This window comes from Dyella sp. 01N448 (assembly GCF_056399225.1).
Genome location: NZ_JBFTQX010000005.1, coordinates 104,455 through 130,204, shown reverse-complemented (window position 1 = coordinate 130,204; position 25,750 = coordinate 104,455). Strand labels below are relative to the sequence as shown.

At 61.4% G+C, this 25,750-nt stretch carries 24 protein-coding genes; 13 read left to right on the top strand and 11 right to left on the bottom strand.

Going from position 1 to position 25,750, the window contains the following annotated elements; all coding sequences use genetic code 11:
- Window positions 1–236: 236 nt before the first annotated feature.
- The 8 genes from AC1DKY_RS10215 to AC1DKY_RS10180 all read left to right on the top strand — a co-directional run bounded on the left by AC1DKY_RS10215 (window position 237) and on the right by AC1DKY_RS10180 (window position 7,993).
- Window positions 237–1,613, top strand: a complete 1,377-nt coding sequence (locus AC1DKY_RS10215) for a S41 family peptidase (protein ID WP_441603896.1) — start codon at window positions 237–239, stop codon at window positions 1,611–1,613.
- 255 nt (window positions 1,614–1,868) lie between these two features.
- Window positions 1,869–3,515 (top strand): malonate decarboxylase subunit alpha, encoded by a 1,647-nt coding sequence (gene mdcA / locus AC1DKY_RS10210; RefSeq protein ID WP_441603895.1) that lies wholly within the window; start codon window positions 1,869–1,871, stop codon window positions 3,513–3,515.
- Window positions 3,516–3,526: 11 nt separating this feature from the next.
- Window positions 3,527–3,844 (top strand): malonate decarboxylase acyl carrier protein, encoded by a 318-nt coding sequence (mdcC, locus tag AC1DKY_RS10205; protein WP_441603894.1) that lies wholly within the window; start codon window positions 3,527–3,529, stop codon window positions 3,842–3,844.
- Entirely contained in the window at window positions 3,841–4,788 is a 948-nt protein-coding gene (locus AC1DKY_RS10200; protein ID WP_441603893.1) for a biotin-independent malonate decarboxylase subunit beta, read from the top strand. The genes mdcC and AC1DKY_RS10200 overlap by 4 nt, the downstream gene beginning before the upstream one ends.
- Window positions 4,775–5,500, top strand: coding sequence for a biotin-independent malonate decarboxylase subunit gamma (gene mdcE, locus AC1DKY_RS10195; RefSeq protein ID WP_441603892.1), 726 nt, complete (start codon window positions 4,775–4,777; stop codon window positions 5,498–5,500). Before AC1DKY_RS10200 ends, mdcE begins: the two co-directional genes overlap by 14 nt.
- Window positions 5,475–6,149 carry a malonate decarboxylase holo-[acyl-carrier-protein] synthase gene (gene mdcG, locus AC1DKY_RS10190; protein ID WP_441603891.1) on the top strand — a complete coding sequence of 225 codons (675 nt, stop codon included), beginning with the start codon at window positions 5,475–5,477 and terminating at the stop codon, window positions 6,147–6,149. Before mdcE ends, mdcG begins: the two co-directional genes overlap by 26 nt.
- Complete coding sequence (mdcB, locus tag AC1DKY_RS10185) at window positions 6,146–7,051, top strand: triphosphoribosyl-dephospho-CoA synthase MdcB (protein ID WP_441603890.1); 906 nt, start codon at window positions 6,146–6,148, stop codon at window positions 7,049–7,051. Before mdcG ends, mdcB begins: the two co-directional genes overlap by 4 nt.
- A gap of 3 nt (window positions 7,052–7,054) precedes the next feature.
- Window positions 7,055–7,993, top strand: coding sequence for an acyltransferase domain-containing protein (locus tag AC1DKY_RS10180; RefSeq protein WP_441603889.1), 939 nt, complete (start codon window positions 7,055–7,057; stop codon window positions 7,991–7,993).
- 93 nt (window positions 7,994–8,086) lie between these two features.
- Here the strand turns inward: AC1DKY_RS10180 and AC1DKY_RS10175 are convergent, their stop codons facing one another.
- Window positions 8,087–8,581 (bottom strand): DUF417 family protein, encoded by a 495-nt coding sequence (locus AC1DKY_RS10175; protein WP_441603888.1) that lies wholly within the window; start codon window positions 8,579–8,581, stop codon window positions 8,087–8,089.
- Between the two features lie 178 nt (window positions 8,582–8,759).
- Between AC1DKY_RS10175 and AC1DKY_RS10170 the strand changes: the two genes are divergently transcribed.
- Window positions 8,760–9,725 carry an AraC family transcriptional regulator gene (locus AC1DKY_RS10170; RefSeq protein WP_441603887.1) on the top strand — a complete coding sequence of 322 codons (966 nt, stop codon included), beginning with the start codon at window positions 8,760–8,762 and terminating at the stop codon, window positions 9,723–9,725.
- Between the two features lie 112 nt (window positions 9,726–9,837).
- Here the strand turns inward: AC1DKY_RS10170 and AC1DKY_RS10165 are convergent, their stop codons facing one another.
- Window positions 9,838–10,044 (bottom strand): universal stress protein, encoded by a 207-nt coding sequence (locus AC1DKY_RS10165; protein ID WP_441603995.1) that lies wholly within the window; start codon window positions 10,042–10,044, stop codon window positions 9,838–9,840.
- Window positions 10,045–10,274: 230 nt separating this feature from the next.
- Between AC1DKY_RS10165 and AC1DKY_RS10160 the strand changes: the two genes are divergently transcribed.
- Window positions 10,275–10,994 carry a c-type cytochrome gene (locus AC1DKY_RS10160; RefSeq protein WP_441603886.1) on the top strand — a complete coding sequence of 240 codons (720 nt, stop codon included), beginning with the start codon at window positions 10,275–10,277 and terminating at the stop codon, window positions 10,992–10,994.
- Between the two features lie 371 nt (window positions 10,995–11,365).
- Complete coding sequence (locus AC1DKY_RS10155; RefSeq protein ID WP_441603885.1) at window positions 11,366–11,806, top strand: hypothetical protein; 441 nt, start codon at window positions 11,366–11,368, stop codon at window positions 11,804–11,806.
- A gap of 287 nt (window positions 11,807–12,093) precedes the next feature.
- On the opposite strand, the gene AC1DKY_RS10150 is transcribed toward AC1DKY_RS10155, so the two are convergent.
- The 3 genes from AC1DKY_RS10150 to AC1DKY_RS10140 all read right to left on the bottom strand — a co-directional run bounded on the left by AC1DKY_RS10150 (window position 12,094) and on the right by AC1DKY_RS10140 (window position 17,396).
- Window positions 12,094–12,801: an acid phosphatase gene (locus tag AC1DKY_RS10150; protein ID WP_441603884.1), complete on the bottom strand. Its 708-nt coding sequence runs from the start codon at window positions 12,799–12,801 to the stop codon at window positions 12,094–12,096.
- The gene (locus AC1DKY_RS10145) at window positions 12,801–15,011 is read right to left on the bottom strand and encodes a TonB-dependent receptor (protein WP_441603883.1); all 2,211 of its coding nucleotides are present in this window, start codon (window positions 15,009–15,011) and stop codon (window positions 12,801–12,803) included. Before AC1DKY_RS10145 ends, AC1DKY_RS10150 begins: the two co-directional genes overlap by 1 nt.
- Before the next feature lie 282 nt (window positions 15,012–15,293).
- Window positions 15,294–17,396, bottom strand: a complete 2,103-nt coding sequence (locus tag AC1DKY_RS10140; RefSeq protein WP_441603882.1) for a S9 family peptidase — start codon at window positions 17,394–17,396, stop codon at window positions 15,294–15,296.
- A gap of 404 nt (window positions 17,397–17,800) precedes the next feature.
- Between AC1DKY_RS10140 and AC1DKY_RS10135 the strand changes: the two genes are divergently transcribed.
- Together AC1DKY_RS10135 and AC1DKY_RS10130 are read left to right on the top strand one after the other, a co-directional pair.
- On the top strand, window positions 17,801–19,114 hold the full coding sequence (locus AC1DKY_RS10135; protein WP_441603881.1) for a hypothetical protein: 1,314 nt from the start codon (window positions 17,801–17,803) through the stop codon (window positions 19,112–19,114).
- Window positions 19,115–19,118: 4 nt separating this feature from the next.
- The gene (locus AC1DKY_RS10130; RefSeq protein WP_441603880.1) at window positions 19,119–19,886 is read left to right on the top strand and encodes an Ig-like domain-containing protein; all 768 of its coding nucleotides are present in this window, start codon (window positions 19,119–19,121) and stop codon (window positions 19,884–19,886) included.
- Between the two features lie 89 nt (window positions 19,887–19,975).
- On the opposite strand, the gene AC1DKY_RS10125 is transcribed toward AC1DKY_RS10130, so the two are convergent.
- The 6 genes from AC1DKY_RS10125 to AC1DKY_RS10100 form a co-directional block, all read right to left on the bottom strand.
- The gene (locus AC1DKY_RS10125; protein ID WP_441603879.1) at window positions 19,976–20,116 is read right to left on the bottom strand and encodes a hypothetical protein; all 141 of its coding nucleotides are present in this window, start codon (window positions 20,114–20,116) and stop codon (window positions 19,976–19,978) included.
- A 53-nt stretch (window positions 20,117–20,169) separates the two neighbouring features.
- Window positions 20,170–20,790: a mechanosensitive ion channel family protein gene (locus AC1DKY_RS10120; RefSeq protein ID WP_441603878.1), complete on the bottom strand. Its 621-nt coding sequence runs from the start codon at window positions 20,788–20,790 to the stop codon at window positions 20,170–20,172.
- Window positions 20,791–20,877: 87 nt separating this feature from the next.
- Window positions 20,878–21,051 carry a hypothetical protein gene (locus AC1DKY_RS10115; RefSeq protein ID WP_441603877.1) on the bottom strand — a complete coding sequence of 58 codons (174 nt, stop codon included), beginning with the start codon at window positions 21,049–21,051 and terminating at the stop codon, window positions 20,878–20,880.
- Between the two features lie 460 nt (window positions 21,052–21,511).
- Window positions 21,512–23,686: a TonB-dependent receptor family protein gene (locus AC1DKY_RS10110; RefSeq protein ID WP_441603994.1), complete on the bottom strand. Its 2,175-nt coding sequence runs from the start codon at window positions 23,684–23,686 to the stop codon at window positions 21,512–21,514.
- A 51-nt stretch (window positions 23,687–23,737) separates the two neighbouring features.
- Entirely contained in the window at window positions 23,738–25,048 is a 1,311-nt protein-coding gene (locus AC1DKY_RS10105; protein WP_441603876.1) for a PQQ-dependent sugar dehydrogenase, read from the bottom strand.
- Window positions 25,041–25,484, bottom strand: coding sequence for a DUF2231 domain-containing protein (locus tag AC1DKY_RS10100; protein ID WP_441603875.1), 444 nt, complete (start codon window positions 25,482–25,484; stop codon window positions 25,041–25,043). The genes AC1DKY_RS10105 and AC1DKY_RS10100 overlap by 8 nt, the downstream gene beginning before the upstream one ends.
- Window positions 25,485–25,750: the final 266 nt, after the last annotated feature.

The following is a 25,750-nucleotide window of genomic DNA, read 5'->3' as shown; positions in this document are numbered from 1 at the left end:
GCTTGCGACTGGATGAAGTTATTGCGGTATCAGGTCACCCACCGGGCAGTTCAGCTTTATCCCCGCGAGCCAGGGCGCTCATGGCAAGCCTCCAGGCCCATGTGACTTGCGGCACTACTGGCTTATCAGGCGGCCGATGCAACCTGTAGGCGATGCTGGGCGTCACGGACTGAACAAACGGGTGATCAGTGCGCGCAATCCTTCGACGAGTGGCCCTTATTTCCGCAAGTGCGGCCTTGGCGCTCGTTGTGATCGCAGGCGGGTTCGCTCTTGCGTTGCACTTCAATTTCCATCGCGCTGCGCCAGACGCTAGTTATCCGACAGCGGCGTCGCCACTGGAGGCGCAGCAGCAAGATGTCGACTATTTCGCCAAGGTGGTAGCGCGCGATCGTGCTTTTTCACCTGCCGACCGCCAAAAGGCGGAAGCACGCATCGCCGCCCTGCGGGCCCTGCCAAGTGCGCTGCCGTCAGCCAAGTTGCACGTGGCGCTAATGCAAGTGATGGCGCTGGCCGACAATGGTCATTCCCGAATGGATGCAACGTCCGATCAGGGCACGCTGCTCGTTCCGCTAAGGGTGACGCGCTTTGCGGAAGGTTTCTACGTAACCCGGGCGGCGGCTGCCTATCGCGACATGCTCGGCGGCCGCGTAGTGAGTATCGACGGTCATCCGATCGATCAGATCTTGCTTCAACTGGACACGCTTCGCGGCGGCGTGGAGCCATTTCGCCGGGAAAACGATGCGGCATACATCAGCGTGCAGGATTTGCTTTACGGTTTGGGCGTCGCTGCCACCGCCACGGCTTCGACCTGGACTGTCGTGCTGCCCGACGGTCGAACGGTGACGCGTCCGCTGGATGCTTATTCGAAGCGCAAGGACGACAGCATGCCTCTGGAAGGACCCTGGCTGTCGCCCGAGTTGAGCAAGGGCGCCGAGCAAGGCTGGAGCGCATACCATCCGCAATCCGCCGAGCTGCCGCAAACGTGGCGGGATCTCGATAACCCTTACCGGATATTCCCCGCCGCGGGCAGCTGTGCCCAGGTTGTGCAACTGCAGAGTATCGGGGACGTCGGCAGCCACCGGATTGCGCCGTTTCTCACCGCGGCGGAAACAACGCTTCGCGCAAACCCGCCTTGCGCCGTGATACTCGACCTGCGCGGCGATGGTGGTGGCGATTACACCAACACCTGGCACTTCGCGCATGCACTACCCAACGTGATCGCGCGAGACGGCCGCATTTTCGTGCTCGCCAATTCGCAGACGTTTTCCGCTGCGATCACGACGGCTGCATTCGTCAAAGACGCTGGCGGCGACCGGGTCACCATCATTGGCGAACCCGTCGGCGATCGCTTGTCCTTTTTCTCCGAGGGCAGTAAAGCCTGCTTGCCCAATCTCAAGGTATGCGTCTACGCGCAGACGGCGAAACACGACTACCAGCAGCCCTGCGAGAACTGGCGCGTATGCTTTTGGCTCAACTGGTTCTATCCAGTCAGAGTGAAGACTCTGCAGCCGGATATCGTCGTGCCGCTCAGATTTGAAGACTGGAACATGGGCAAGGACGCAGCCTTCGAGACGGCACGTCAGCTAGCTTTGCGTCCAGCCCGCAAGATGTAAGTTCGCGACCAGAACTCTCGCGTGGCCAAAAGGCGTGCAAAAATGTGCACTCTGACCCCCGATTTTGCACTCGCGCCTGCTCTCATCGAGGATCCCTCTGAATCCCCTCTGATAACTTCATAAATCCCAGTCGTTCCGCGCGTTAGGATCTTTCCATCGAATGCGAGGCATGTTGCAGCGGGCCTTCTGACCGCGACTCCCGTGTCATCGCTTATCGGCGGAAACGCTCTGATTGAAGTACGTGGAGGATTTTGTATGACCGTCTGGGACAGCGCGCAGCGCCTGCGCGATGAGAGGCTACGCGCAGGGGCGACGTACGCGCAGGGCAAGCGGGTCGCAAAAGCAGACGCCACGGCCTTGCTCGAGGCGGTTATTCGGCCCGGCGATCGGGTGTGCCTTGAGGGCGACAACCAGAAGCAGGCCGACCTGCTGGCGAGCGCGCTGGCTGCGGTCGACACAGACAGAATCCATGACCTGCATATGGTGCAGTCGGGCGTGGTGCTTCCCGAACACCTGGATCTTTTCGAGCTCGGTATCGCCAAGCGCCTGGACTATGCCTATTCGGGACCGCAGTCCCAGCGCATCGCCAAATTGCTTTTTGCCGGCAAGATCGAGCTTGGTGCGATACACACGTATCTGGAGCTTTTCGCACGTTATTACGTCGACCTCACGCCCCAGGTGGCATTGATCGCGGCGGTCAGTGCCGACCGCGAAGGTAATCTCTATACGGGGCCCAATACCGAGGACACCCCGGCCATCGTTGAAGCGACCGCGTTCAAGGACGGCATCGTCATAGCGCAGGTCAATGAGATTGTCGACAAGCTGCCCCGTGTCGATATCCCGGGCGACTGGGTGAATTTTGTCATCGAAAGCGGCAAGCCGTTCTACGTCGAGCCGCTGTTCACGCGCGATCCCGGCGCCATCACTGAAACACAGATCCTTACCGCGATGCTCGCCATCAAGGGCATTTACGCGCCCTATGGCGTGCAGCGCCTCAACCACGGCATTGGCTTCAACACGGCCGCCATCGAGCTGTTGCTGCCCACCTACGGCGAACGCCTGGGCCTGAAGGGGAAGGTGGCGAGCCATTGGGCGCTCAATCCGCATCCCACCTTGATCCCCGCGATCGAATCGGGCTGGGTGCGGCAGATCCACAGCTTTGGTTCGGAAGTGGGTATGGATGGCTATATCCAGGCGCGGCCCGACGTGTTCTTCACGGGCCCTGATGGCTCCCTGCGCTCCAATCGCGCCATGAGCCAGACCGCCGGCTTGTATGCCTGCGACATGTTCATCGGTTCCACGCTGCAGATCGACTTGCATGGCAATTCATCGACGGTCACCGCCGACCGTGTGGCGGGCTTTGGCGGCGCTCCCAACATGGGTAGCGACGCACGCGGCCGGCGCCATCCCAGCCAGGCCTGGTTGCAGGCGGGCAAGGAAGCCGATCCCGATAGTCCTGCTCCGTTGCGTCGTGGTCGAAAGCTGGTCGTGCAGATTGGCGAGACCTTTGGCGAGAAGAACGCCCCCATGTTCGTGGAGCAACTGGACGCCTTGAAACTGGCTGCAAAGCTCGACCTGGAACTGGCGCCCGTCATGGTCTATGGCGACGACGTGACCCACATCGTCACCGAAGAAGGTATTGCCAACCTTCTGCTGTGCCGTAGCAATGATGAGCGGGAGCACGCCATTCGCGGCGTCGCGGGCTATACCGACGTAGGGCGCGCGCGCGACAAGAAGCTGGTGCAGCAGTTGAGGGAGCGCGGCGTGATCCGGCGCCCGGAAGATCTGGGCATTGACCCCCTGGACGCCGATCGCCGCTTGCTGGCTGCACGCTCCATCAAGGACCTGGTGCAATGGTCCGGCCGTCTGTACGCACCGCCGTCCAAATTCCGAAATTGGTGAGGAGACCCATCGTGGAAACACTCAACTACCGCAACAAGGCGCAGCAGCGCGCAAAGGGCACAAGGCGACAGGCCATCGTCGGCGTGGTGGCCTCCGGAAATCTGGAGGTGCTGGTCGAACGCATACTTCCCGATGGGGAGTGTGAAGTGGACATTCGCACGGCAGCAGAAGGTTTCGGCGACGTGTGGCAGGCCGTGATTTCCGACTTCGTCGAACGCCGCTCGCCGGGAGGGCTGAAGCTCTCGGTCAACGACGGTGGCGCGCGACCCGACACGGTCGCTCTTCGACTGGCGCAGGCGGTTAGCGCCCTGGAAGGAGATCACACATGAGCACGCTTGCCCTGGACAATACGAAACTCGGACTCCAGTCCTTTGTATCAACCGATAGCTGGTACGAGGCCTCAGCCAGACAGCGTGTAGAAGGTCTTCTCGACGCGAACAGCTTCGTGGAATTCATCGGCCCGGAGATGCGCGAGACAAGTCCGCACCTGGCGCTGTTCAACCTGCCCGAGCAGTTTGACGACGGCATGATCGTAGGGCACGGCCGGATCGATGGCGCGCCCGTGTTCGTTGCCGCGCAGGAAGGCCGTTTCATGGGCGGCGCGTTTGGCGAAGTACACGGCGCCAAACTGACAGGACTGCTGCGTGCCGCCCGCGATATCGCCTCGGTGCCGGTGCTTATGCTGTTGGACACCGGTGGTGTGCGCCTGCAGGAAGCGAATGCCGGTGAACTGGCGATTGCCGAGATCATGCGCGCCTTGATGGAAGCGCGCTTCGCCGGTGTGCCCGTGGTGGGATTGGTGGGTGGCCGAGCAGGATGCTACGGCGGTGGCGGATTGATTGCGGGCTGCTGTTCGGCCCTGGCGGTGTCGGAACAGGGACGCATCAGTGTTTCCGGGCCGGAAGTCATTGAGACCAATCGTGGCGTAGAGGAATTCGACTCCAGGGACCGCGCCCTGGTATGGCGCACCATGGGCGGCAAACATCGGCGCCTGATCGGCGGTGCGGACGTGTTTGCCGACGACACCATCGACAGCTTCCGGGATGCCGCCCGCTATCTCATCGAGCTTGTGTCGGCGCCGACGCTGGCCACGCTGGAGGCGGAGCAGGCTCGCCTTGCACAGCGTATCGGCGACTTTGGCGCTTGCGCCGATGCGCTCGACATCTGGCGCTTATTGGGCGCGAGCGAGCCGGAAAACATTCCCGCCATGTCCTACGAGGCATTCGTTGCGCTGGCCGATCGACTTCAGGAGCTTCGTCATGACGCTCGATAAGATTCTTGCATCGCTGTTTCCTGGTGGCCACGACGTCGTCCGTGTGGGCGGCCTGATATCCGGGCAGGGCCGTCTCCCGGAGGGTGGTTCGATCGCCGTGATCGGCGTCGAAGGTCAAACGCCTGTCGGCGTGGAAGAGGCCGCCAGGCTCGCCAGTGACGTCATCGAAGTCATCAAGTCAGGTAGCAACGAGCCCATCCTGGTGTTGATCGACAGCGGCAGCCAGCGCATGAGCAAGCGCGACGAGCTGCTGGGCATCAATGAGTTCCTGGCGCATCTGGCGAAGTGCCTGATACTCGCCGACAAGCTGGGGCACCCCACGGTCGGCCTGCTTTATGGCCATACAGCCGCGGGGGCGTTCATCGCCACGGCGCTGGCAACACGCACGCTGCTGGCGCTGCCCGGTGCGGAGCCGGCGGTGATGGATCTTCCTTCCATGTCGCGCGTGACCAAATTGTCCATCGACGTGCTTGAGGAGAAGGCCAGGTCCACGCCGGTCTTTGCGCCTGGTCTGGACAACCTGTTTCAGACGGGCGCTGTGGCTGTCACGCTGGACCCGGCCAGTTCGCTCGCCGACCAACTGCAGGCGCAACTGTCCCGTCCGGCCGAGCGCGAAGACAACCGCGACCAACTTGGTGCACAACGCAACGGTCGCCCCAAGGCTGCCGATATCGCGAGGCGTGTCCATGAACTTGCACGCGCCTCAGTCTGACCCGCTGCTGCAGCGACACCGGCTGGTTCACGTCAGTTCCGCTGCGTGGAACGCGTTGCTGGCGTCACGTAGCGACTTGGCGAATGAGCCGTTGCTGCCCGGTTGGGTAGCTCGCGGCTGGCCACTCATCGTGCGTCGCCCCGCGCCCGGCGACAGTGACGGGTTGCCGCTTGGCTTGCCGCTGCCGCCTTCGGCAGGCAAGCGACGCATAGCCATACAGATGGCCGCCGACGATATGGTTGCCGCGACCCCGCTGCCCACACTGGCCGAATGCGTCGATACGGCACCAGCTGCGTGGCGACCGAGCCTGCGGCAACTGGCAACTCACGCAGGGGCCTATGGCGTGGAGGCTCGTGTGTTCGGCAGCCTGGCATGGCAGCGGCTGACAGGCCTGACCTATCTGAGCCCGCGCTCCGATCTCGATATCGTTTGGACGCTTCCAGATCGCAATCGGATCAGCTGGTTTCTTTCGGACCTGGCTGATATCGATTCGCACGCACCGGTACGAATCGATGGTGAACTTCTGCGTGCCGATGGCGCCGGCGTGAATTGGCGCGAACTGCACTCCGGCGTGCCTGAGCTGATCCTCAAGAGGGCTGCTGACGTGATCCTGTGTCGGCGTGAATCGTTCATCGGAATCGCATCATGAATGCTCGCATGTCCGCTGCGTCGCATGCTCTCCTGGCCGACCGCCTGCCTGTTCAGTCTTTCCAGGAGCGCGTGGCGGCATGGGCCGAGCGCAGTTTGATACTGGAAATCGAGACGTGGCCCAAGCCTGGCCTGGTGAGTCATGTCGATACGGGGAGCCATCTGGATATGGACGCCGACACCTTCAGGCGGAGCGCATCGGCTCTGCGGCCTTACATTGCCGCCTTGACCGAAGCGGGCATGCACAATGCCTCCATGACAACACTACGCAAGATCGGCTTGCGCGCCGAACGCGCCATGCTCTCTGCCACCGGTGGCGTGAACACGCACCGCGGCGCGATCTTTGGTGTCGGCTTGCTCTGCGCGGCGGCAGGCTTGCGAGAAGCCGGCCTTGTCGATGCGGGTGAAGCCTTGGGCACCGTGGTGAAGCGTCGATGGGGCAGGGAGATCCTTGCCGGTCCGAGACTCCCCGATAGCCATGGCGAAATGGCCGGCGCGCGCTATGGTGCCGGCGGTGCTCGCCAGGAAGCAGCGCAAGGTTTCCCCAGCATCTATGAAGTTGGACTGCCTGCACTGCACGATGCGCAACGCCTTGCGCCGGGCCATCTCGAAGCGGCGCGCGTACAGGCGTGCTTTGCCCTGATTGCCGCCATCGAAGACACCAACCTGTTGCATCGCGGCGGCGCGGAGGGTCTGCGTTTTGCGCAGCAAGCAGCGCAAACGTTTCTCGACAAAGGCGGCGTCGGCGATCCGGCGTGGCAGGTACGTGCCGAACGCATTCATCGCGCGTTTGTCCGGCGCCGACTCAGTCCGGGTGGTGCGGCAGACCTACTCGCCATGAGCGTCTTCGCCATGGCACTGGAACAGCTGCCATCGCATCGCTCTGCCGCTGAGATGAGGTAAAGCATGGCACTGGCCATTCTTTGTTCCGGGCAGGGCGGTCAACACGCCGGCATGTTCGAGCTGACAGGCGACGCACCTCAAGCCGCTTCATTGTTTTCGCATGTCTCGGCGCAGCTCGGCAGCGATCCCCGCACCCTGGTAAGGCAAGCCGACCAGGAGACACTCCACCTCAATCGGACGGCACAACTGCTATGCGCGCTCCAGGCACTGTCCGCAGCAGCGCTGCTCGATAGCGCACTTCCGGGCCAGCGCTGTGTGGCCGGCTACAGTGTGGGCGAAGTCGCCGCCTGGGGCGTGACGGGATTGACAGGAGCCGTCGACACGCTCGACCTCATCGACACACGGGCCTGCCTGATGGATGCCCAAAGCCATGGCGATGAAGGCATGCTCTTTATTCGTGGATTGGATCGGGCGAGCGTCGATCAATTATGCGCAGGTCGCGAAGCAGCCATTGCGATTTGCAATCCCGCCAACGCCTGGGTACTCGCCGGTAAAAAGGACGCACTGGACCTCATCGCGCACGAAGCCACCCAACATGGCGCCTTACGCGTTTCGTCGATTCCCGTGAACGTGCCTTCCCATACCTATCTGCTTGCCAACGCTTCTGTCGCTTTTGACCGCGCGCTGGCAGACGTCCATCTTCAAACCGCACGCCAACCGAAGGTTCGTCTCTTCAGTGGCATCGATGGCGATCCCGTTTTGGATGCCTGCACCGATATCCACAAGCTTGCTTTGCAGATATCGCATCCCATCCAATGGGAAAAGTGCCTGGCGGGTTGCGTGGAGGCGGGCGCCACCGTCTTTCTGGAACTGGGTCCCGGTCGCGCCCTCGCCGATATGGCCGCAGGCGCCTATCCCGGGATTCCCGCGCGAAGCCTTGACGATTTTCGTTCGGTAGGCGGCGCACTCGATTGGTTGAAGCGAGTCATGGGATCGGCGTGAGCTCCATGCCTTTGCCTGATTTGTTCGACACGCGGCAACGGGGAGGCTCGATAGCCTCCCGCGCCGTACGACCTCGAAAGCAGGCCGCGACCATCAATGCTTGCGCGGAAGATTCAACGCGCGGATCACGTCTTCCCTGAGCAGATAGACCGATACGACTAGCAGCACGAGGTCCTTCAACAGGAAGGCTGCGTTCATCGCCATCGCGGGAAAGCCGCCGGCGCCAGCGTCCCAGCCATCGGGTACGAACGGAAGAATCGTCAGGGTGGAGATGAAGGTGGCGATAGAGCCGAGCGCGCCCAACACACCCAGCTTCTTGTTCCAGAAGCCCAACAGCAGCAGCGAACCGAACGTCCATTCGGCAGTGCCAAGAAGGATGGCGGTGCCGTGGATGCCCAGCACCGGGATCGTCCAGAAGATCAGAGGCCCGTGCATGATCAGCGGTGCCAGTGCGGTGATCTCGGACTGGAACCATTTGTCGTAGCCGAACCAGGCGAAGATGACGACCATCGCAGCACGAAGCAGGTGGTAATCGAGGTCTTTCTTCAACAGGCCGGATTTGGCAAGAAGCTGGAGGAGGGCGTTCATGGCTTTTCCTTCGTGAGATGGGTTGGCAGAAGTCGCGTGGTGTGCATCGGGCCACCAGGGCGGCGTCACATCCGCTCGGGTTGATCTGTGCGACGGAGCCACTTTACGAAGGACTGCTGAGACGATTAATATAGAATCGTCTTGATAACATGCTCAAACGTATCAAAGGAGATGGGCCATGTCTCCACCGCTCGATTGGTTGAGCCGATTGCTGGAAGTGACGCCGGTGCACGGGCAGCTCGATTTGCGCTGCCAATACGGAGCGCCCTGGCGTATTGATCAGGCGGCTTTTGCAAGCGGCGAGATGGCCTACCACATCGTCCTGAGTGGCTCGGCATCCTTGGTCGATCCCGATGGAGGGAAGCCCGAAGTTCTGGAAGCTGGCGACATCCTGCTGTTGGCCCATGGTGAAGCGCATAGCTTGCACGACGGCAGCGGAGCTCGTGCCAAGCCCGCAAAGACTCGCGTTGCCGCCAACCTGGTGTTCAGTCACAACGCAGGCAGGGGTGATCGGCTGGATATGCTGTGCGGACGCTTTGTGCTGTCGCCCCCGCATGCGCGTCTCCTGCGCCGCTATCTTCCGGCGCGCCTCATCGCGCGCACCGGCGTTGCCGCGGCAATATCGGACGGCGAGGAAAGCGGCGCAGCGCTACACAGCCTCATGGCGCTCATGCAAGCCGAGAGTGGTGCTGATTTCCTGGGTGGACGCGCGATGCTCGACGCCTTGTCGACTGCCTTGTTTGCCCTGACACTGCGGTTTGCCAGTGCGTCGGGCGAAGCGCCCGCCGGGCTGCTGGCATTGGCGGGGTATCCGCGGCTTGCTCCGGCACTGGATGCCATGTTCCACAACCCCGGACATCCGTGGACGCTTCCGCTGCTCGCACAGAAGTGCAATATGTCGCGGGCGACGTTCGTCCGTCTGTTCCAGGAAAAACTCGGCATGTCGGCCAGCGACTTGCTGACGGATATTCGCATGACACTATCGGCGAACGAACTGCGAACAACGAACGCCTCCACCGGCGCCATTGCTGAAGCCATCGGTTATCAGTCCGAAGCCGCCTTCCAGCGAGCCTTCAAGCTGCACATGGGCGTGACCCCGGCACGCTGGCGAAAGCAGGCGGGAGTCGACGAAGGCGCTGGCTAGTTAGTTGTTGCGTGGTGAACACAAGAGCGCGGGACGATGATGCGAGGACGCGCGCGTGATCGGGCCACGGCGCATCGTGCAGTGCGCTGCCGTTCTCGTTCCATCATCGATCTCAATGACACACAAGGACAGGCACTTCCGTACTCAGAAGCAGTTTGTTGGTTTCGCTACCCAGTAAAAGGCGATCCATCCCCGAGCGGCCATGGGAACCCATCACGATGAGGTCACACCTTTGCTCGCGAGCGATACGGTCGATGGCTTCATGCGGGCGATGCGCGTATTCGAACCAGGATCGCCAACCACCATTCGATCCGACGATCTATTTGCGCTCGCGTGGCGTGAGCGTCAGCGAGATTCCGCCATACGCGAGCCCGTTGAACTCCGGCCCGGCGTTGATGCGAACAGCTGGACGACTGTCTGCCGACTGCCCGGTCACATTGCGTCTCCAGGGAGCGCGATGAAGGCACAAACGATAACGATGCGCATGCGCGGCATCGAAACAGGTAGCCGGTGTATCGTCGGCACTCCGCTTTCATGTAGTGCAGAACAATGCCTACTCCCCATGTTTGGCGACATCTCGGGTTCCCGCACACTCGGCATGGCAAGGACGAATCTCCCTCTGGCCGACTAAGTCGAGTCGTCACCCTTTGCATCCTGCTCGCATTGCTGCCAGCACTTGCGATGGCCGGACCATCAGCCACGTCCACCGCCACCACGATCTTGGCGGCCCAGGCACCTCCTGTCGCCCTGTGCGTGAGCTGTCACGGCGATCGCGGGGCGGGTTCCGATGCAGTGGGTGCGCCTCGCCTGGCCGGCATGAATGCGGACTACCTCGCGCACGCCCTGTCGATGTTCAAGGACGGGACTCGAACCAGCGTCGTCATGCAACCGGTAGCACAAAGGCTCTCCGAGGACGACATGCACGCGCTTGCAACGTATTTTTCAGGGCAACATCCACCGCTTGCGCAGGCACAGCATGTTCCCTCGGCGGAGATGATTTCGGCTGGCAGGCGGCTTGCCGAAAGCGGGGGCACGCATGGCGTTCCCTCTTGTTTTAGTTGCCACGGCCCATCCGGGCAAGGTAACGGCGCGCGCTTTCCGTCCATTGCGGGCCAGCCAAAGACATTCTTGATCGCACGGATTCACGAATTCCAGGCAAGGGCCCGAGCCGCACCGCCCAAGCCGGGATCGATGACCGAGGTTGCATCAAAAATGGACGACGCGCAGATCGAAGCGTCTGCTGCTTTTTTCTCTGTAACCATGCCCTGACCATCGTTTACTCAGAGATCGCTTGGCCAGACATGGACCAAGCCGATACGTTCTCCACAACGGCACATTGCCATGTCGCCGATGCTCGAATCCCTCGTTCGGGCCTGATCATCGGGTTTGGCCAGGGCAATGGCGCGCGCGGTAGCGACTTCGCCATCCGATGCGGCATGGATCGACTGGCACGCCGGACTCTGCGTAAAACTACGGTTTTCTGAAGCGCGTCTTTGCGGGACGATGAGCTGCTGCTGCGGTATGGGTACATGGAGAATCGGTGATCTTCACCCCGGTGATCGTCATCAGGATTCAGGTGTCGCGTCACCCAGCATGCGATGGATAGCCGGAACTCTCACTCTCAGTCACGGAGTCATCCTATGAAAGGTCGACGCCTCGTTCAGACATCCTTGGTGTTATGCGCGCTAACCCTCTGCCAGATCGTCAGTGCCGCCAACCTGGAATGCACCATGCGGTTCAACCTATCCGGCTGGTCGGTGATCTACAAGCACACGAGCGGAACCGGCGTGGTTACCTGCACGAACGGTCAGACCATGAAGGTCAAGATCGAAAGCCATGGCGGCGGACTGACGGCCGGCAAATCGCGCATTGATAACGGCATCGGCAATTTCAGCGATATCACCAAGATTGGCGATGTGCTCGGCACCTATGCACAGGCGGATGCCAGCGCAGGCGCCGTGAAATCCGGCACGGCACAGGTGCTCACCAAGGGCCAGGTCTCGCTTGCGCTATCTGGCGCAGGCCAAGGTATCGACCTCGGCGTGAGCATAGGTGGCATGACGATTTCGGAAGACAAGTAGCGCTGAAGCTTTCTCGAAATGATGGGTCCCAAGACCATCGCCCAGGTCTGCTTCTGGCCCAACGCAGAGCTCGACGATTCCCAGGGAAGGGAAGGGAGTGCAGGGCGGCGCGGATCGGGGCAAGTTATCGCGGCGGGACCTTGATCCATTCGCCGGGCTCCGTCCACGAGCCCGACTGAACAGGGGGCGGGGCTGGTCAACTCTGGGGGCGTGTTTCACCAGCTCCGCGCCGTTCGCGTTTTCCCGCGTTGGTCAGCACCAGTTAGATTCCCTGCCTTGAGTGCGTATCAAGGTGTTTGCGGGGGCGATTGCGGCAATTGCAGTGCTGCCCGAAGTTCAGCGCACGCCGCCTGGTAGTCCGCCTGCCAGTCGGCTTGCTGTAGCAACTGCGCACCGATCACGGTTCCGGCCAGGCGCCCGGCCTCCACGTCGCTTGGAAAATGCACGCCCATCACTACGCGATGCTGCGCGTACTGGTCGGCTCGAGCGAATATTTCCGTGCGCTTTTCCGGCACCATGTTGGCAAGCAAGATCGCCGTCGTATAGCCGAAGGTGGCGTGTCCGCTCGGGTAGCTCCAATCGTCCGGCTTTTCCTTGGACAGCGGGTGCACCTGGTCGGACGTCACTGGGGGACGGGGCCGTCGCCAGTAAAGCTTGGCATCCTTCACCTCGGCCTTGTCGAAGTCGGCGACGCGTTCAAAGAATGCGGCCGTCTTCGGCAATGTCGCCGCTTGCATGGCCGGGCCAAGCGTGTCGGCAAAACGGAAAATGGAGCGTTCCATATCCGCTTTCGCTGCCGACTGTTCGTCGGTCGTTCGCGACCGTTGTACGGCGAGCACGGCCTGCAGATCCTGCCTGGCCGCAGCCGAACCTGCTGCCGGGGGAGGCGGCAGCAGGTTCGGCAGTTCGATAGAAGCACGATTCGGGCTGACGCCATCGGCCAGTGCGGGCTGGCCGATCAGCAACATCAACGACAAGAGCGCAAGGCGTTTCATCAGAACAGGTCAGCCGAAATGGTGAAGTTGAAGTTGCGCGCCGGAATGGTCCAGTACAGCGGCGTACTGTCCGCCGCCGTGACGCCGGCCAGCGCGTTGATGTGCGTGTTGTCGAAYAGATTGTTGAGCTGCACGCCGATCTTGATGTCCTTCACATCGCTGATGTGGGGATCGAACTTGTAGCTGGCGGCGAAGTTGGTGATCGCATAGCCGCCGATCGGCGTGTCGTCCTCAGCATTGGCCGTGTAATAGGTCTTGCCGACGAACTTGTCGAACAGCGATGCGTAGAAGGGACCGTCGCTATAGATGAAACCAATCGCGGCGGTCTTGTGCGGCGTGTTCGCATTCCACTGGTTGTCGGTGGTCTGGATCGCACGGTTGAGCGAGCCGTTGGCGTAGACGCTGAAGCCTGCGCCGAGCACGTAGGTGCCTTCCAGCTCGAGGCCTTTGTAGTGCACGCCGCCGCCGTTGTAGAACTCGGTGACGCCGCCGACCTTCTGGCTCTGGACGAAATTGTTGAAGTCGATCTTGTACACATCACCCGATACCGTCAGGCGATCGTCGGTCCAGGTGGTGCCGAGCTGGATATTGGTGGTCTTTTCCGGCGCCACGGCGCTATCGGAAACCGCCGGATTGGGCACGTACAGCAGGTTGAGGTTGGGCGCGAGGTAACCCTTGGCCCACTGCGCATAAGCCGTCCAGTTCGAGCTGAAGTTGTAGTGGAAAGAGGCCGAAGGCAGGGTGGCATTCCACTTCTTGGAATAGTCGAGCGGCGTTTCCGTCTTCTGGTTGACCGTTGCGTTCAGATCGCGCTCGAAGTTGTTGTACTTCACGCCGCCAATGACATACGCATTGTCGGTGATGTTCCACTGGTACTCGACGAACGGCTGGATCGTGATCAGCGTGTCGGTCATGCGCCGATCCGCCGAAGCCAGCGCCAGCGAGGACGCGCCGGGCGCGATCACCGGATTGAGCTGGTTGATCGTATCGTCGAACTCATACAGCCAGCGGATGTCGTCCTGGTGGTCGTACCATACGCCGGCGCGCAGTTCGCCAGGGCCCAGTTCCTTGCCCACGCGGAAGATGTCGCCCCACGAACGGTTCGTGTTGCGCATGTGCTGGCCAGGCACGTCGGTGGCGCTATAGAACGTGCCGTTCGGCGTTTCACCGTTCGGATCCAGGCCGTTGAAACCGAAATGGTTGTAGCCGTACGTGTAGACCTTGTTGTCGATCGTCCAGCCATCGAACGCCGAGTGCAGGCCGATGTAACCAAAGTTGGTGTTGATCTCGTCCTTGTTGTAACGGTAGTAGGCCTGGCTGGTCGGGTCGTCGTTCAGCGCATAGTTGTTGCCGTGCTCCGCGATCTGCGCCTTGGTGGCGCCGAACGGCACGTACTGGTTCAGCTCGTTGTCCATGGCGACGAAGGTCAGCGTGGTGTTCTCGCCCAAGGGCTGGACCACCTTGGCGAACACGGTCTGGCGACGCTGGCCGGCAAAGGTGAGGTAACCGTCCGACGAGCTGTTCTGCAGGTTGATCACCGCGCTGGTACCGCTGCTGGTGAAGGCACCCGTATTGATCGTCGCGCCTTCGATCGCCGTTTCCCAGCTGCCCAGGCTGATGTACGGGTTGATGCCGAACTGCTGCTGCGGATTGAGCGAATCCACCGAAATGGTGCCGCCGAAGGTGGCGTTGCCGAGCGTGCCGGCGGTGCCGGGGCCGCGATCCACCGTCACCGAGTTGGTTTGCTGGTTGGTGAAGTACGAAGTGGAGTGGTGCGTGAAGTCGTTGGAGTCCATCCACGGAATGCCATCGAACGTCACGTTGTACTGGCCGTCCTGGAAGCCGCGGATGGAGACGACCGGCGCCTCCATCAGGCCCGAACCGTTCGGCGTCACGGTGTACACGCTCGGCGAGATTTGCGCGATGTCGGTGTAGTCGCCGGTCGGTGGCACATTTTCCTGGATGTAGACGCGGCCGATGGTCGACTGCGGCTCGGTGGCCACCATGGAGGCTTGCGACGGGGCGATCGTGGTCACCGTGTCGGTGCCGGTCACCTGCACCGCATCGAGGCTCTTGGCCTGTTGCGGCGTGGCGCTGGTGTCGGCGGTGGCGTTGTCGCCAGCCCATGCGGGGGAGGCGATCGCGGCGGCCAGGCAAAGAGCAAGCGTGGTGCGGGAGCGCCCGAATAGCGCCGAAATATGCCGTGTCATGGTGTGCCCGTTGTTGATTTTGGGAAGAGGCGACGTGGGGCGACACCGTAATGACGGCAAATGACAATTTGGCAACAAAATGATTATTCGATAATTCGCCAAATAATCGTATTTATTTTCGCTAAGATAATCATAAGATTTGTGAAAGTGATTTTGTAAGGTAAAGCTAAGATTTATTAAAGCGATTTAATAAGCCGGTCGTAAGGATTGCTGTGTCAGGGACTTGCGGTGCTTCGGAGGGGCGGGGCCAACGATGCCGCCGGATGTGGCACCGGATCGACTTCACCGAGCGGCCTGCCTTCGATTCGCGTTCGCAGCGCTGGATGTCCACCGGTCCATCCATTGAAAGACTTCGTCGTACCACTGGATGGTGTCCGCCGCTTTTACTTCGTAGTGCCCTTCGTCGGGGAATACGATCAACCTGGATGGAATATTTCGCTCCTGCAGCGCTGTAAACGCCGCCACGGCTTGCCCACTGGGGCTTCTGAAGTCCTTTTCGCCAGTGATCACCAGCTGCGGCGTTCGCCATTGGGCAACGGCATTGACGGGATTCCAGCGCTCGTAGTCGGCGGGGGCGACGTAGTACGGCTGGTTTCCGAAGTCCCAGTGATCCTGGGCCAGTTCGTCCGTCTCGTAGGTCATCCCGCGTTCGTCGAAGATGCCGTCGTGCTGGACGATGCATTGGAATCGGTCCGGCCAATGGCCTTCGATCCAGTTCATCATGTAGCCGCCGTACGAGGCGCCTACCGCGCAGGCATGATCGCCATCGAGGAAATCGAAGCGCTCGATCGCTGCCGCCAGGCCGCGCTGGATGTCCTCAAGAGGCAGATCACCCCAATGGCGATTGACGGCATCCGTGAACGCCTGGCCGTGCCCCGTGCTTCCATGGAAGTCGATGGAAACCACGCCATAACCGTGTTCCGCATAGAGCGCCAGATTCAACGGCCATCGGGCATACCAGATGTCGCCGAGCGAGGATTGCGGACCACCATGAACAATCAGCGAGACGGGGGCTTTCTTGCCGCGAGCCAGCTCAGGTGGGCGTAGCGCCAGACCCCAAACCTCGTCTCCCTTGGCGCCGATAAATGTGAAACGAAATACCTGTGGCCAGTCGATTCCAGCCAGTTTTTCGGCATTGATATGCGTGAGCCTCTCAAGCTCTCCCGAAGCTTCTCGACGCCACAGATCCGGCGGCTGCGTGAGGCCATCCTTCTTGAGGATCAGCGAACGATCGGGCTCGGCCGCTATCAGCGTGATATGGCCAGAGGCGGTCAGCCGCCGCACGGCACCGCCTTCAACATCGACGATGAACGCAGGATGGTCCAGCGTGTCATTGGCAGTCACGTAGAGCGTTCTCGAATCGGCGGACCAGACGATGGCATCAGGCGACCGATCCCATTCCTGGGTGAGCGGATGAATCATTCCGCTTGCCAGATCACGAAGCCACACCACGCGCCTGTCGTCGGCATAGCCCGGACGCGAGGCCGCGAGCCACGCCAGCCATCGCCCGTCGGGCGACACCGTGGGCAGGTCGTCCGCTGCTGCATTCGCAGCGGTGAGATCGACCGGACCATCGGAGCAGTCTGCTTGCCGGGCGTAGATATCTGCATTGGTTGATAGCGGCTCGATCCGGCCGGAAACTCTTAGCGAGAAATAGATCGTTTTGCCGTCCGGGCTCCACGTCGTCTCCTCTTTTCCGCCGCCAGGCTTGGATGGAACGTCTCCGACCAGCGTGGGCGCAACCGCGCAGCCTCGTCCTGTGACTTGTCCACTGCGCAAACGCATCAGGAATAACTGGGACCGATTGCCGTCTGCCCATTGGTTCCAGCGCCTGATGGGAAGTTGATCGAAGATCCGTGCGCCGCCGATGGCTTGGGGCGCGCCGCCCTTGTCGTCGAGGAATGACGCGTGCGGCCGTCTATCCGCCCAGACGAGAATGGAATCGCCCCGAGGAGCGATGCGAAATCCCCCAAGGCCGTCGGATGCCAAAACGGCCGTTGGTCTGGTGCCATCCATCGCGACCCGAAAGATCGTCGGCGTCGCCGATGGCCGTTCGGACAGGAAGTACAACGCACCGTCCGCCCCAAACTCAGGAGCCGTCGGCGCGGCGTCATCAAGGGTGGTGAGTTTCTCGGGCTTGCCGCCGCTTCGCGTGAGATCAAGGCGCCACAGCGAGCGTTGCGTTCGCTTCGCAAGCAGGTTCTCTGAGGATTGCTCCCATACCAGCCATTGTCCGTCACCCGATACGGTGGCAGCACCGATCTGGGCCAGCTCGACAAGATCCGACTGCGTAAGGGGGCGGGCGAGGGTCGAGTCTGCAAACGCCATCATCAATCCGAAGGCGAAGGCGCATGCCTTCATTCTTTTTGTGCACGCAGGCTTCATTACCGACTCACTCTCGCGGCGACTGGCTGTTACTTGATGCCAGCCTGGAACGGTTGGATGCGTCGGGCGCGAAAATCGATGCCATGACTCTTGACCCATGGGCGACTCGGTCACCAGACATCCTGCGTTCTGAAAGACAGCATGAAGCGCGCTGAAACGTACCGTGCTCCTTCATGTTGGTGAGGCAGTGGCTCCACAGGTGGTTCACAACATCGAAGCGTGTACCGGTGGGTTCCTCGTTCGCTTAAGTTTTTGGCGAGCCCGACCTTCGATTGCCTCGGTCAAGGCCGAGGCGTTACTGGTATGTGAAATGCCATTGGTGCAAGTTGATCAATAGTGAGTTTCCTTGAGAACGCCTGGCGGCGAGCGTTGGAGATTCCCTAGCATCGGCGCAAGATACCAAGTTGTTCGACCACCTCTTGCAGAACGAGCAAGCTAAGACGGGCGATGACTTCGGTTCACCCGGAATTTCATTCCATAGTCGTGTCGAGGGGGTTTTTATGCGCCGCTCAATTATTGCCATGGCCTGCATTTTTGGCCTAGCCGCCCATGCATTCGCCGCAGACGTCAAGTCGATCTCACGACTCGCGGCTGGGCCCGACAACATCCTTTTCGTTGCCGACTGGAAATCCGCGGAAGTTCACGCGATCGAGCTTGCGCCGGCGTCGCCGCAACCTGTGGGGACGACGTTCAATGTCCTCGACCTGGAGGCGCTGCTTTCGCCGCAGGTCGGCGGCGCAAAGGTCACCGTCGAGGACATGGTGGTTCGTCCCAAAACAGCGCAAGTCTACGTAGCGATCAGTTACGGTCCGGATAAGGCGCCGGCGCTGTTTCTCGTGACTAGCGACAAGAAAGCGCACAGGATCGATCTGAAGGCCGCTCATTCAACCTCAATAGCGCTTCGCGACGCCCCTGCGACGAACGAGAAATTCTGGAAGCAAAGTCCTGAGCGCAGCTACACCGTCACCGACATGAAATGGCGTGATGGTGAGCTTTTCGTCGCAGGACTGTCGAACCAGGAGTTCGCATCGACGCTGCGGCGTATCCATTACCCGTTCGACGCCAAGCAGACGATCACCTCCTTGGAGATTTTCCATGGCGGACACGACCAGCTCGAGACGCGCGCGCCGATCCGCGCGATGAGTTTCGCGAACCTTGGCGGGAAGCCCTATCTCGTTGCCGCCTACACGTGCACACCGCTGGTGATCATCCCGCTGGATGATCTGAAAGATGGCGCCCACGTGCGCGGGAAGACGGTGGCCGAACTTGGCTACGGCAATACACCCGCCGATATGGTCTCATTCACGAGTGCCGGGCAGGGGAAGGCCAAGGACTTCCTCATGCTTGTCAACTACAACCGCATAGCGGATGTCATTCCAGTGTCCGAGCTGGACGCAGCACGCGCTCGCCCCGGCATTGAGAAGCAAGTTCCGTACGGGCAGATCACCGGGCTCGATGTGGGGGAGGCCCCGCTTGCTGGCGTGATGCGCCTGGACAATCTCGACGACAAGTCATTTGTCGTCGTTCGCCGTGACCTGCAGCGCGATGCTCTGCAACTGGTCTCCATGGGCAAAGACCTGAGCTTCCGATTGACGGATCACATCTCCGAGTACACGTTTCCCGATTTCAGCTTCAAGGGCAAAAAGCCCCAGCATCAGTACGTCAACATGTTGCTGAAGGATGAAGAGATGCCTGAGTTCATCAAGGCTTCGGACTAGAGCCGTGCGCTGGCGACCATTGCTCTGGGCCCTGGCCCTTGCGGCGGTATGGCAAGTCGCAAGGGCCGGGCAGCCAACGCCGCAGGTCGTTCTCGTCCAGCCCTCGGGCGCCGAGGTTCCCGCCAATCTTCTGCGCCTGTCGGTTGTTTTCGGGGCGCCTGTCGAAGGTGAAGTACTGTCGCGTATCGCCCTGGCACATGCCGACGGACGAACGGTTCGGGAGCCGTTCCTCCCGCAGGAATTGTGGTCGCCCGACGGAAAGATCCTGACTCTTCTGTTGCATCCTGGGCGTGTGAAGACTGGTCTGGTTGCGCGCGAACAATGGGGCCCTATCCTGAGCGAGGGCGACGACATCGTCCTCACTTTCGATGGACGCCCTATCCAGCATTGGCATATAGGCCCCGTGGACGCGAACGGCCCGGTCGTGTCCGCGTGGCGGCTGTCGCAGGTGAGCCCGGGTTCACGACAGCCTCTCGTCGTCACCCTCGATGCTCCGATCGACGGTCGCGATGTTGACTACCTGGTCGTGGTTGGGGCTGACGATCGACTTGTCGAAGGCAGGGCTCAATTGCTCAAAGGCGAAACGACCTGGACGTTCACGCCAGGCGCGGCGTGGCATCCGGGTGAATATCGACTCGTCATTCGAGGCACGCTGGAAGACCCTTCCGGAAATCGGCTTGGTGGTCACTTTGAAACGCCCATGGATTCCCCGCAACCGATCGCGACGGATGCCTCCATTGCCTTCAGGCTAGGCAGCGATCAGGCGTTGTAGGCATTGCCGTCAGTGAAGCGGCCGGCATTCCAACCAAGGCGAGAAACCGGCAGGACTCAATCAGCGACATCACGAGAGAGCATCGCCTGCTATTTCCGCGCGACGCCATGCAGCCGCCGCAAGCCATCCATCAGCTTCTGGAATATCCCTTCCTTTTCGCTTGCCTGATGGGTGCTTCCCCTCAGCAGCTCGGCTTCCTGCGCCTGAAACGCGAGCAGGTCGCTGAGCATGGATTTCGCGAGCTCTGGAAACTCTTGAAGTAGCGGAGTGACCGCATCCTTGTTTAGCCGAATAGGGACTTGAACATCTCGATATTGCGTAGAAGTCTCTCCGGGTTGCCCGTGAACTCATCGCTTTGCTGCTCTTGCCCGAGGCAGATGCCATGGGCGTTCAAATGCCGATGGACCTGATCGATGACCTGATTCTGCGCGCCCGTCTTCTTGTTGGCCGACGCAACGTAGACCAGGATTTCGTATTCGATGAATTTTCTGTGTATCCCGAGCGCAGAGACCACGGGTGCGGGATGAGCCAGGACGTCAGTCGTGCTGCTGATGGCGTCCTCCAGGGCGGAAATCACCAGTGCAGGCCGAATGGCTGGCGACAGACGAATTCGCACGGTGATGCCGTGAATCTGGGGTGGGCGACTCAAGTTGACGATGTTGGCTTTGGCAGCCACGCTGTTTGGCACCAGCACATAATTGCCACGACTGTTCAGTAACGTCGTGGCCCGCCAGGTCCTGTCGATGACATTGCCCTGGGTGTCACCGATGGTTACCGAGTCGCCAACTTGAAACGGCTGGGTCGCATTGAGCACGACGCCGGAAAATACGTCGCTCAATGTGCTCTGGACGGCAAGACCGACGATGATTGCCATGGCGCCTGAGGTGGCGAGCAGCCCGCCCACGGGAAGCTCACGGTGATGACGCGCAGAAGGTCAGTGCGGGCGATTGTGTCCAGGCGGCGTCTGCTTTGTTGATTCTCTGAAGGCGCGTCATCGGAAACGGGCATCCACCTGAAGGTCATCCGGGCCGACTTCAAGAAAGCGGTGGAAGCGATCATCCCGGTGAAAGCCGGCAGCCACCTGAGCTTCCAGCATGGCCGCAGACAAGTGGGATTTGTCGGCACTGCTGAGGCCGCGCCGCACGGTGAAGGTTACAAAAGGCATCACAAGTCTCCACAGGTCTAAGGTATGCCGATGACGCTGGTGCACTGCGTCACCTTCGCCTCCCAATCTAGCGCAATTTGAGCTATTGGTATGTCAAATAAAATTGAAGGACAGTTTGGCAAGCCCAGCAAAAAAATGCGGCGCCAATCGTGAATTTTTACTGCTTCCTAGCTGGTCGGCACGCCGGTTGAGTCTTCGGCGATAGGTACTGAGAAATATCTTGGGGCCACGCGCAACCGTCATCGGCCTGAACGCGGGGCTGCCGAGCGCCGGCTTCCGCCATAGAGCGGACCTCGTTGATCGTGAAAGGAGTGGGCGGTCGCGCTGAGTTCGCGCGGCCGCCGGGCGGCGTCGATTAGGGCAAGGCATCGTGGGTACGGCGATCGCTCGACCGCCTGAAATCCCAGTCACAGCGCATCAGGTCTCAGCTAGCACTCAAGGCTACGTGGCGATGGTCGTTTCAGAAACGGAGACGCGCGCCAAACATCACGCTGCGATCGGGCCCCGGCTCGAAGTAGCGACCATTGCCATCGTTGACTATGACCGAGCCGATGTAGCGGCGGTTGGCGAGATTGTTGACGCGAGCGCTGAGGTCGAGCCGGGTGGTGTCGCTGAGGTTGAACGTGTAACCCGCATCCACGTCGATCAGGCCATAACCAGCCGCGCGCTGCGTGTCGATGTCATTGACGGTGACCGAGCCTACGCCGGTCACCGTGACACCCTCGCGCCAACCGCTGCCGTTGCCGTGTTCCAGCCTCAGCGAGCCGTAATCCTCGGGCACGCCGGGAATGCGTGAGTCCGCGGCCACCGGCGTGGTCGGCACCGGGCAGGGCGTGGTTGTGCAGGTGAGGAAGCCATCGAGGAAGCGCGCCTTGAGATGGGTGTAGCCGACGCTGAGCCGCCAGTCCGGCGCCAGCTCGCCGGTAGCGGATAGCTCGACGCCCTGGCGACGCGTGTGCCCGACATTCTGGTAGGTGGCGCGTCCATTGATGTTGGTGGCCACCGTGAGTTCATCGTGCGTGTCAGCGCGAAACGCTGCAGCATCGAGCTCGATGCCGCGGGTGATCTGCCACTTGGCGCCGACCTCGTCATTGTGGCTGCGGGCCGGTTTCAGGTTGAAGGCGAGGCCAGCCTGTCCGTCGCTGCGATAACCCAACTCGTCGTAACTGGGCGTCTCGAAACCGTTGCCGACGCTGGCGTAGAGCCGCAGGTCATCGCTTGGACGATATTGCAGACCAAGCACCGGCGTGGTGGCGCTGTAGTTGACGTGGCCGCTGTCGTCGGGATTGCTCGGGGTGATGTAGAAGTCGTGTTCGGTGAAGCGCACCTCATCGTGGCGCAGTCCCAGCAGCACCGACCACCGTGGCGTGAAGTGCCAGTAGAACTGCGCGTATTGCGCCACGTTGTCGACGTTGTCGTCCTCATTTCGGCGCAGTGCGCCCATCACGCCCAGCGTGCTGCCGACGAAGTTCTCGTAACCGGTGCGGTGCTGGATCTGGTAGTCGCCGCTGGCGCCGAGCACGGTTTCGTAGTCACCGCCACCGAGCTCGCCCCGATGGGTCCAGCGCAGATCAGCACCACCATAGTGCGTTTCCGGAGATACCACGCCGCCCGACTGCAGGGGGTTGGCCTGCACCGACGGCGGAATCGACAGATATTGAGTGATGTCGCGCTGGCCGTAGTACACCATCGCGCGTAGCTCATCGGCGTGGCTCAGCGCCTGCTCGTAAATGAGCCCGAGCTGGTTCTGCTCGGCGCTTTTGCGCGTGTTGTATTGCGTGGCCACCGCGGTGGCTTGGCGCGGATTCTGGTCGACCTGCGCGCGGGTCAACCCGAGTGGATCCTGCGCTTCAGGTTGACTGAATCGGTTCAGTACGACGGTCAGCTTGCGTTGCTCGCCCAGATCGATGCCGAACTTGGCGTTGTCCGATTCGCGTCGCACGCGGCTGTGCTCGCGATAGCCGCCGGAGAGAAACTCCGAAGCGGCGATGTTGTAGTCGACCGGGCCTATGATGCCGCGCGTATCGGCCGAGAAACGGAAACTGTCATAACTGCCGCCGTATACACCAAGCGTGGTCTGCGGCACGGTGGTGCCGTCGGCGCTGTACAGCTGCACCACGCCGCCGGCGGCATTGCCGTAGAGCACCGAGAATGGTCCACGCAACACCTCTACACGGTCGGCCGAGTCGAGATTGAACTGCGACACCTGGCCTTGGCCGTCTGGCAGCGTGGCAGGCATACCATCCATGTAGACGCGGATGCTGCGCACGCCGAACGTGGCACGCGAGCCAAAACCGCGTATCGAGATCTGCTCGTCCTGCGCGTAGTTCTGCCGGTCGCGCGCGAGGATGCCTGGCACGCCGGCCAACACCTCGGAGAAGTTCACGCCGGGTCGGCCGGCGTTGCCGGGATCCACCTGCACCACACTGAGCGCAGCGGGCACGTCGAACGGCGGGATATCGAGGCGGCTGGCATTGACCTCGATCGCGGGCAGGGTGGTCTGCGCGGCATTCGTCTGCGCATGCACTGGCAAGGCCGCCGACAACGCCAGCGCAGCGGCCAGCGGTGTCTTGGTCAGGCTACGCAGGGTTGCCTGATATCCGCGGCCCGCTGCGTTCAATGCGACATAGGTCAGATCCGTCACTGGTTCATTCCAGAATTGCGCCCGTTCCACCGACGTTTCACCTTAGCTCCTGGTCACCCGCCAGACGGTGTTGCCAACATCGTCCGCGATGAGCAACGCGCCATCTGCGTCTTGCGCGAGTCCGACCGGGGCACCGTAGAGCTGCGACTCATCCTTCGAGTAGAAGCCAGCCACGACAGGCTCGGGCACACCAACTGGCTTGCCATCCTTGAAGGCGACAAAGACGACCTGGTAGCCACTCAGCGGCGAACGGTCCCAGCTGCCGTGTTCGCTGATGAACGCACCGCCCTGATAGTTCACAGGCAACGCGTTGCTGTTGGAGATCAGCAGGCCCAGCGGTGCGACATGGGAGCCGATGGAGTAGTCGGGTTTGATGGCCTTCGCCACCAGATCCGGTCGCTGCGGCATGGCGCGCGTGTCGACGTGCTGACCAAAATAGCTGTAGGGCCAGCCGTAGAACCCGCCTTCCTGCACGGAGGTCAGATAGTCCGGCACGAGGTCGGCGCCGATTTCGTCGCGCTCATTGGCGATGGCCCAGAGCTTGCCGGTTTGCGGATCCCACTGCAGTCCGGTCGGGTTGCGGATGCCCGAAGCGTAGATGCGGCTCGCGCCGGAAGCCACTTCGACTTCCAGGATATCGGCGCGCCGGTATTCCACTTCCAGGCCGTTCTCGGTGATGTTGCTGTTGGAGCCGACGCCGACGTACAGCTTGCTGCCGTCTGGGCTGGCCAGCAGGGACTTGGTCCAGTGATGGTTGATGGTGCCGGGCAGGTCGGCGAAGAGCACGCCAGGCGCAGTGATCTGCGTTTCGCCGCTCACGTACGGAAACTTCACGATGCCGTCGGTGTTGGCGACATAGAGCCAATCACCGATCAACTGCACGCCGAAGGGCGAGTTCAGGTGTGCGATGAAGATGTGCTGTTCCCACTCACCGGTGTCGCGGTTCTTGCGCAGCAAGGTGATCCGGTTGCCGCCCTTGGCGCCCTTGCCGGAGCGGTTTTTCACCATGCCGGCAATCAGCTGCTTGGGCGTGGTCACCGGTTCGGTGCCGGGGCCGTTGGACTCCACCACCAGCACGTCGTCGTTAGGCAAGACATAAAGCTGACGCGGATGGATGAGTCCGCTGGCGATCGGTTCGATCTTCAGTCCGTCCGCCACAGTGGGCGCTTGGCCGTGCTTCCAGCCGACGCCATCGGGAACCTGCATCGGCGGGACCAGGAAGCTTTGAGCCGAGGGCAGTGATGGGTCGCCGCCCGACTGCTGTGCGGGCTCGAAGGATGCCTTCTCGCTGCATCCACCCAGGATAGCCACGAAGGCCAGCGCCAACGCGCTCTGATTGACGAGCTTACTCATGGACGAGATTCCCCGAGGTGGAGTGCTGGGCAGCCATGACGAGATGGCCGATGGCAAGGAACGTGACCGTGCAGACCGAGAGCCAGACGCCGGCGGGAACCATCGCGTAGGCATCGCGGCTATGCACGAAGGCATTGACGATCGCAGCGGCAATGGCCACCAGGTTGAGCCAGAAGTCGAGCTTGTCCGAGCCCATGGCGGTGCGCCGGGAGGTGATCCACACCTGCACCAGATTCAGCACGCGCGGGACGATCGCAAACAGCAGCCCGAACGTGATCAACCAGGCGGCGCCCTTGCCCCACAAAATGATGGCACTGCGCGCATAGATGACGTCGAAGATCAACGCGCCGACGAAGAGGCCGAACGGAATCGGGTTCAGCAGGCCATAGATGGCCCTGGCCACCATGGAGGGGCGCGAAGCGACAAGAGAGTTCATGGAGTTCTTCTCGTTGGGATGGACGAACCAAGCGCATGTCAGGAGCGTTCGGCATGCGCTCCCAAGGCTTGCCTAAAGGTCTATCTTGCGGAGTCGGGAGGGGCCGCGACATGTCGATCGGTCGCTTGTAAGGCGCATGACAAGCAGACGACGGATCAGAACAGCAAGCGGCACGGGTCCTTATGCATGGCAGACCGCAGCGACGTGCATAGCCTTGTAAGAGAGGGCGCTGCACGCGTCACGCACGGCATGCTGCGCGCAAACGT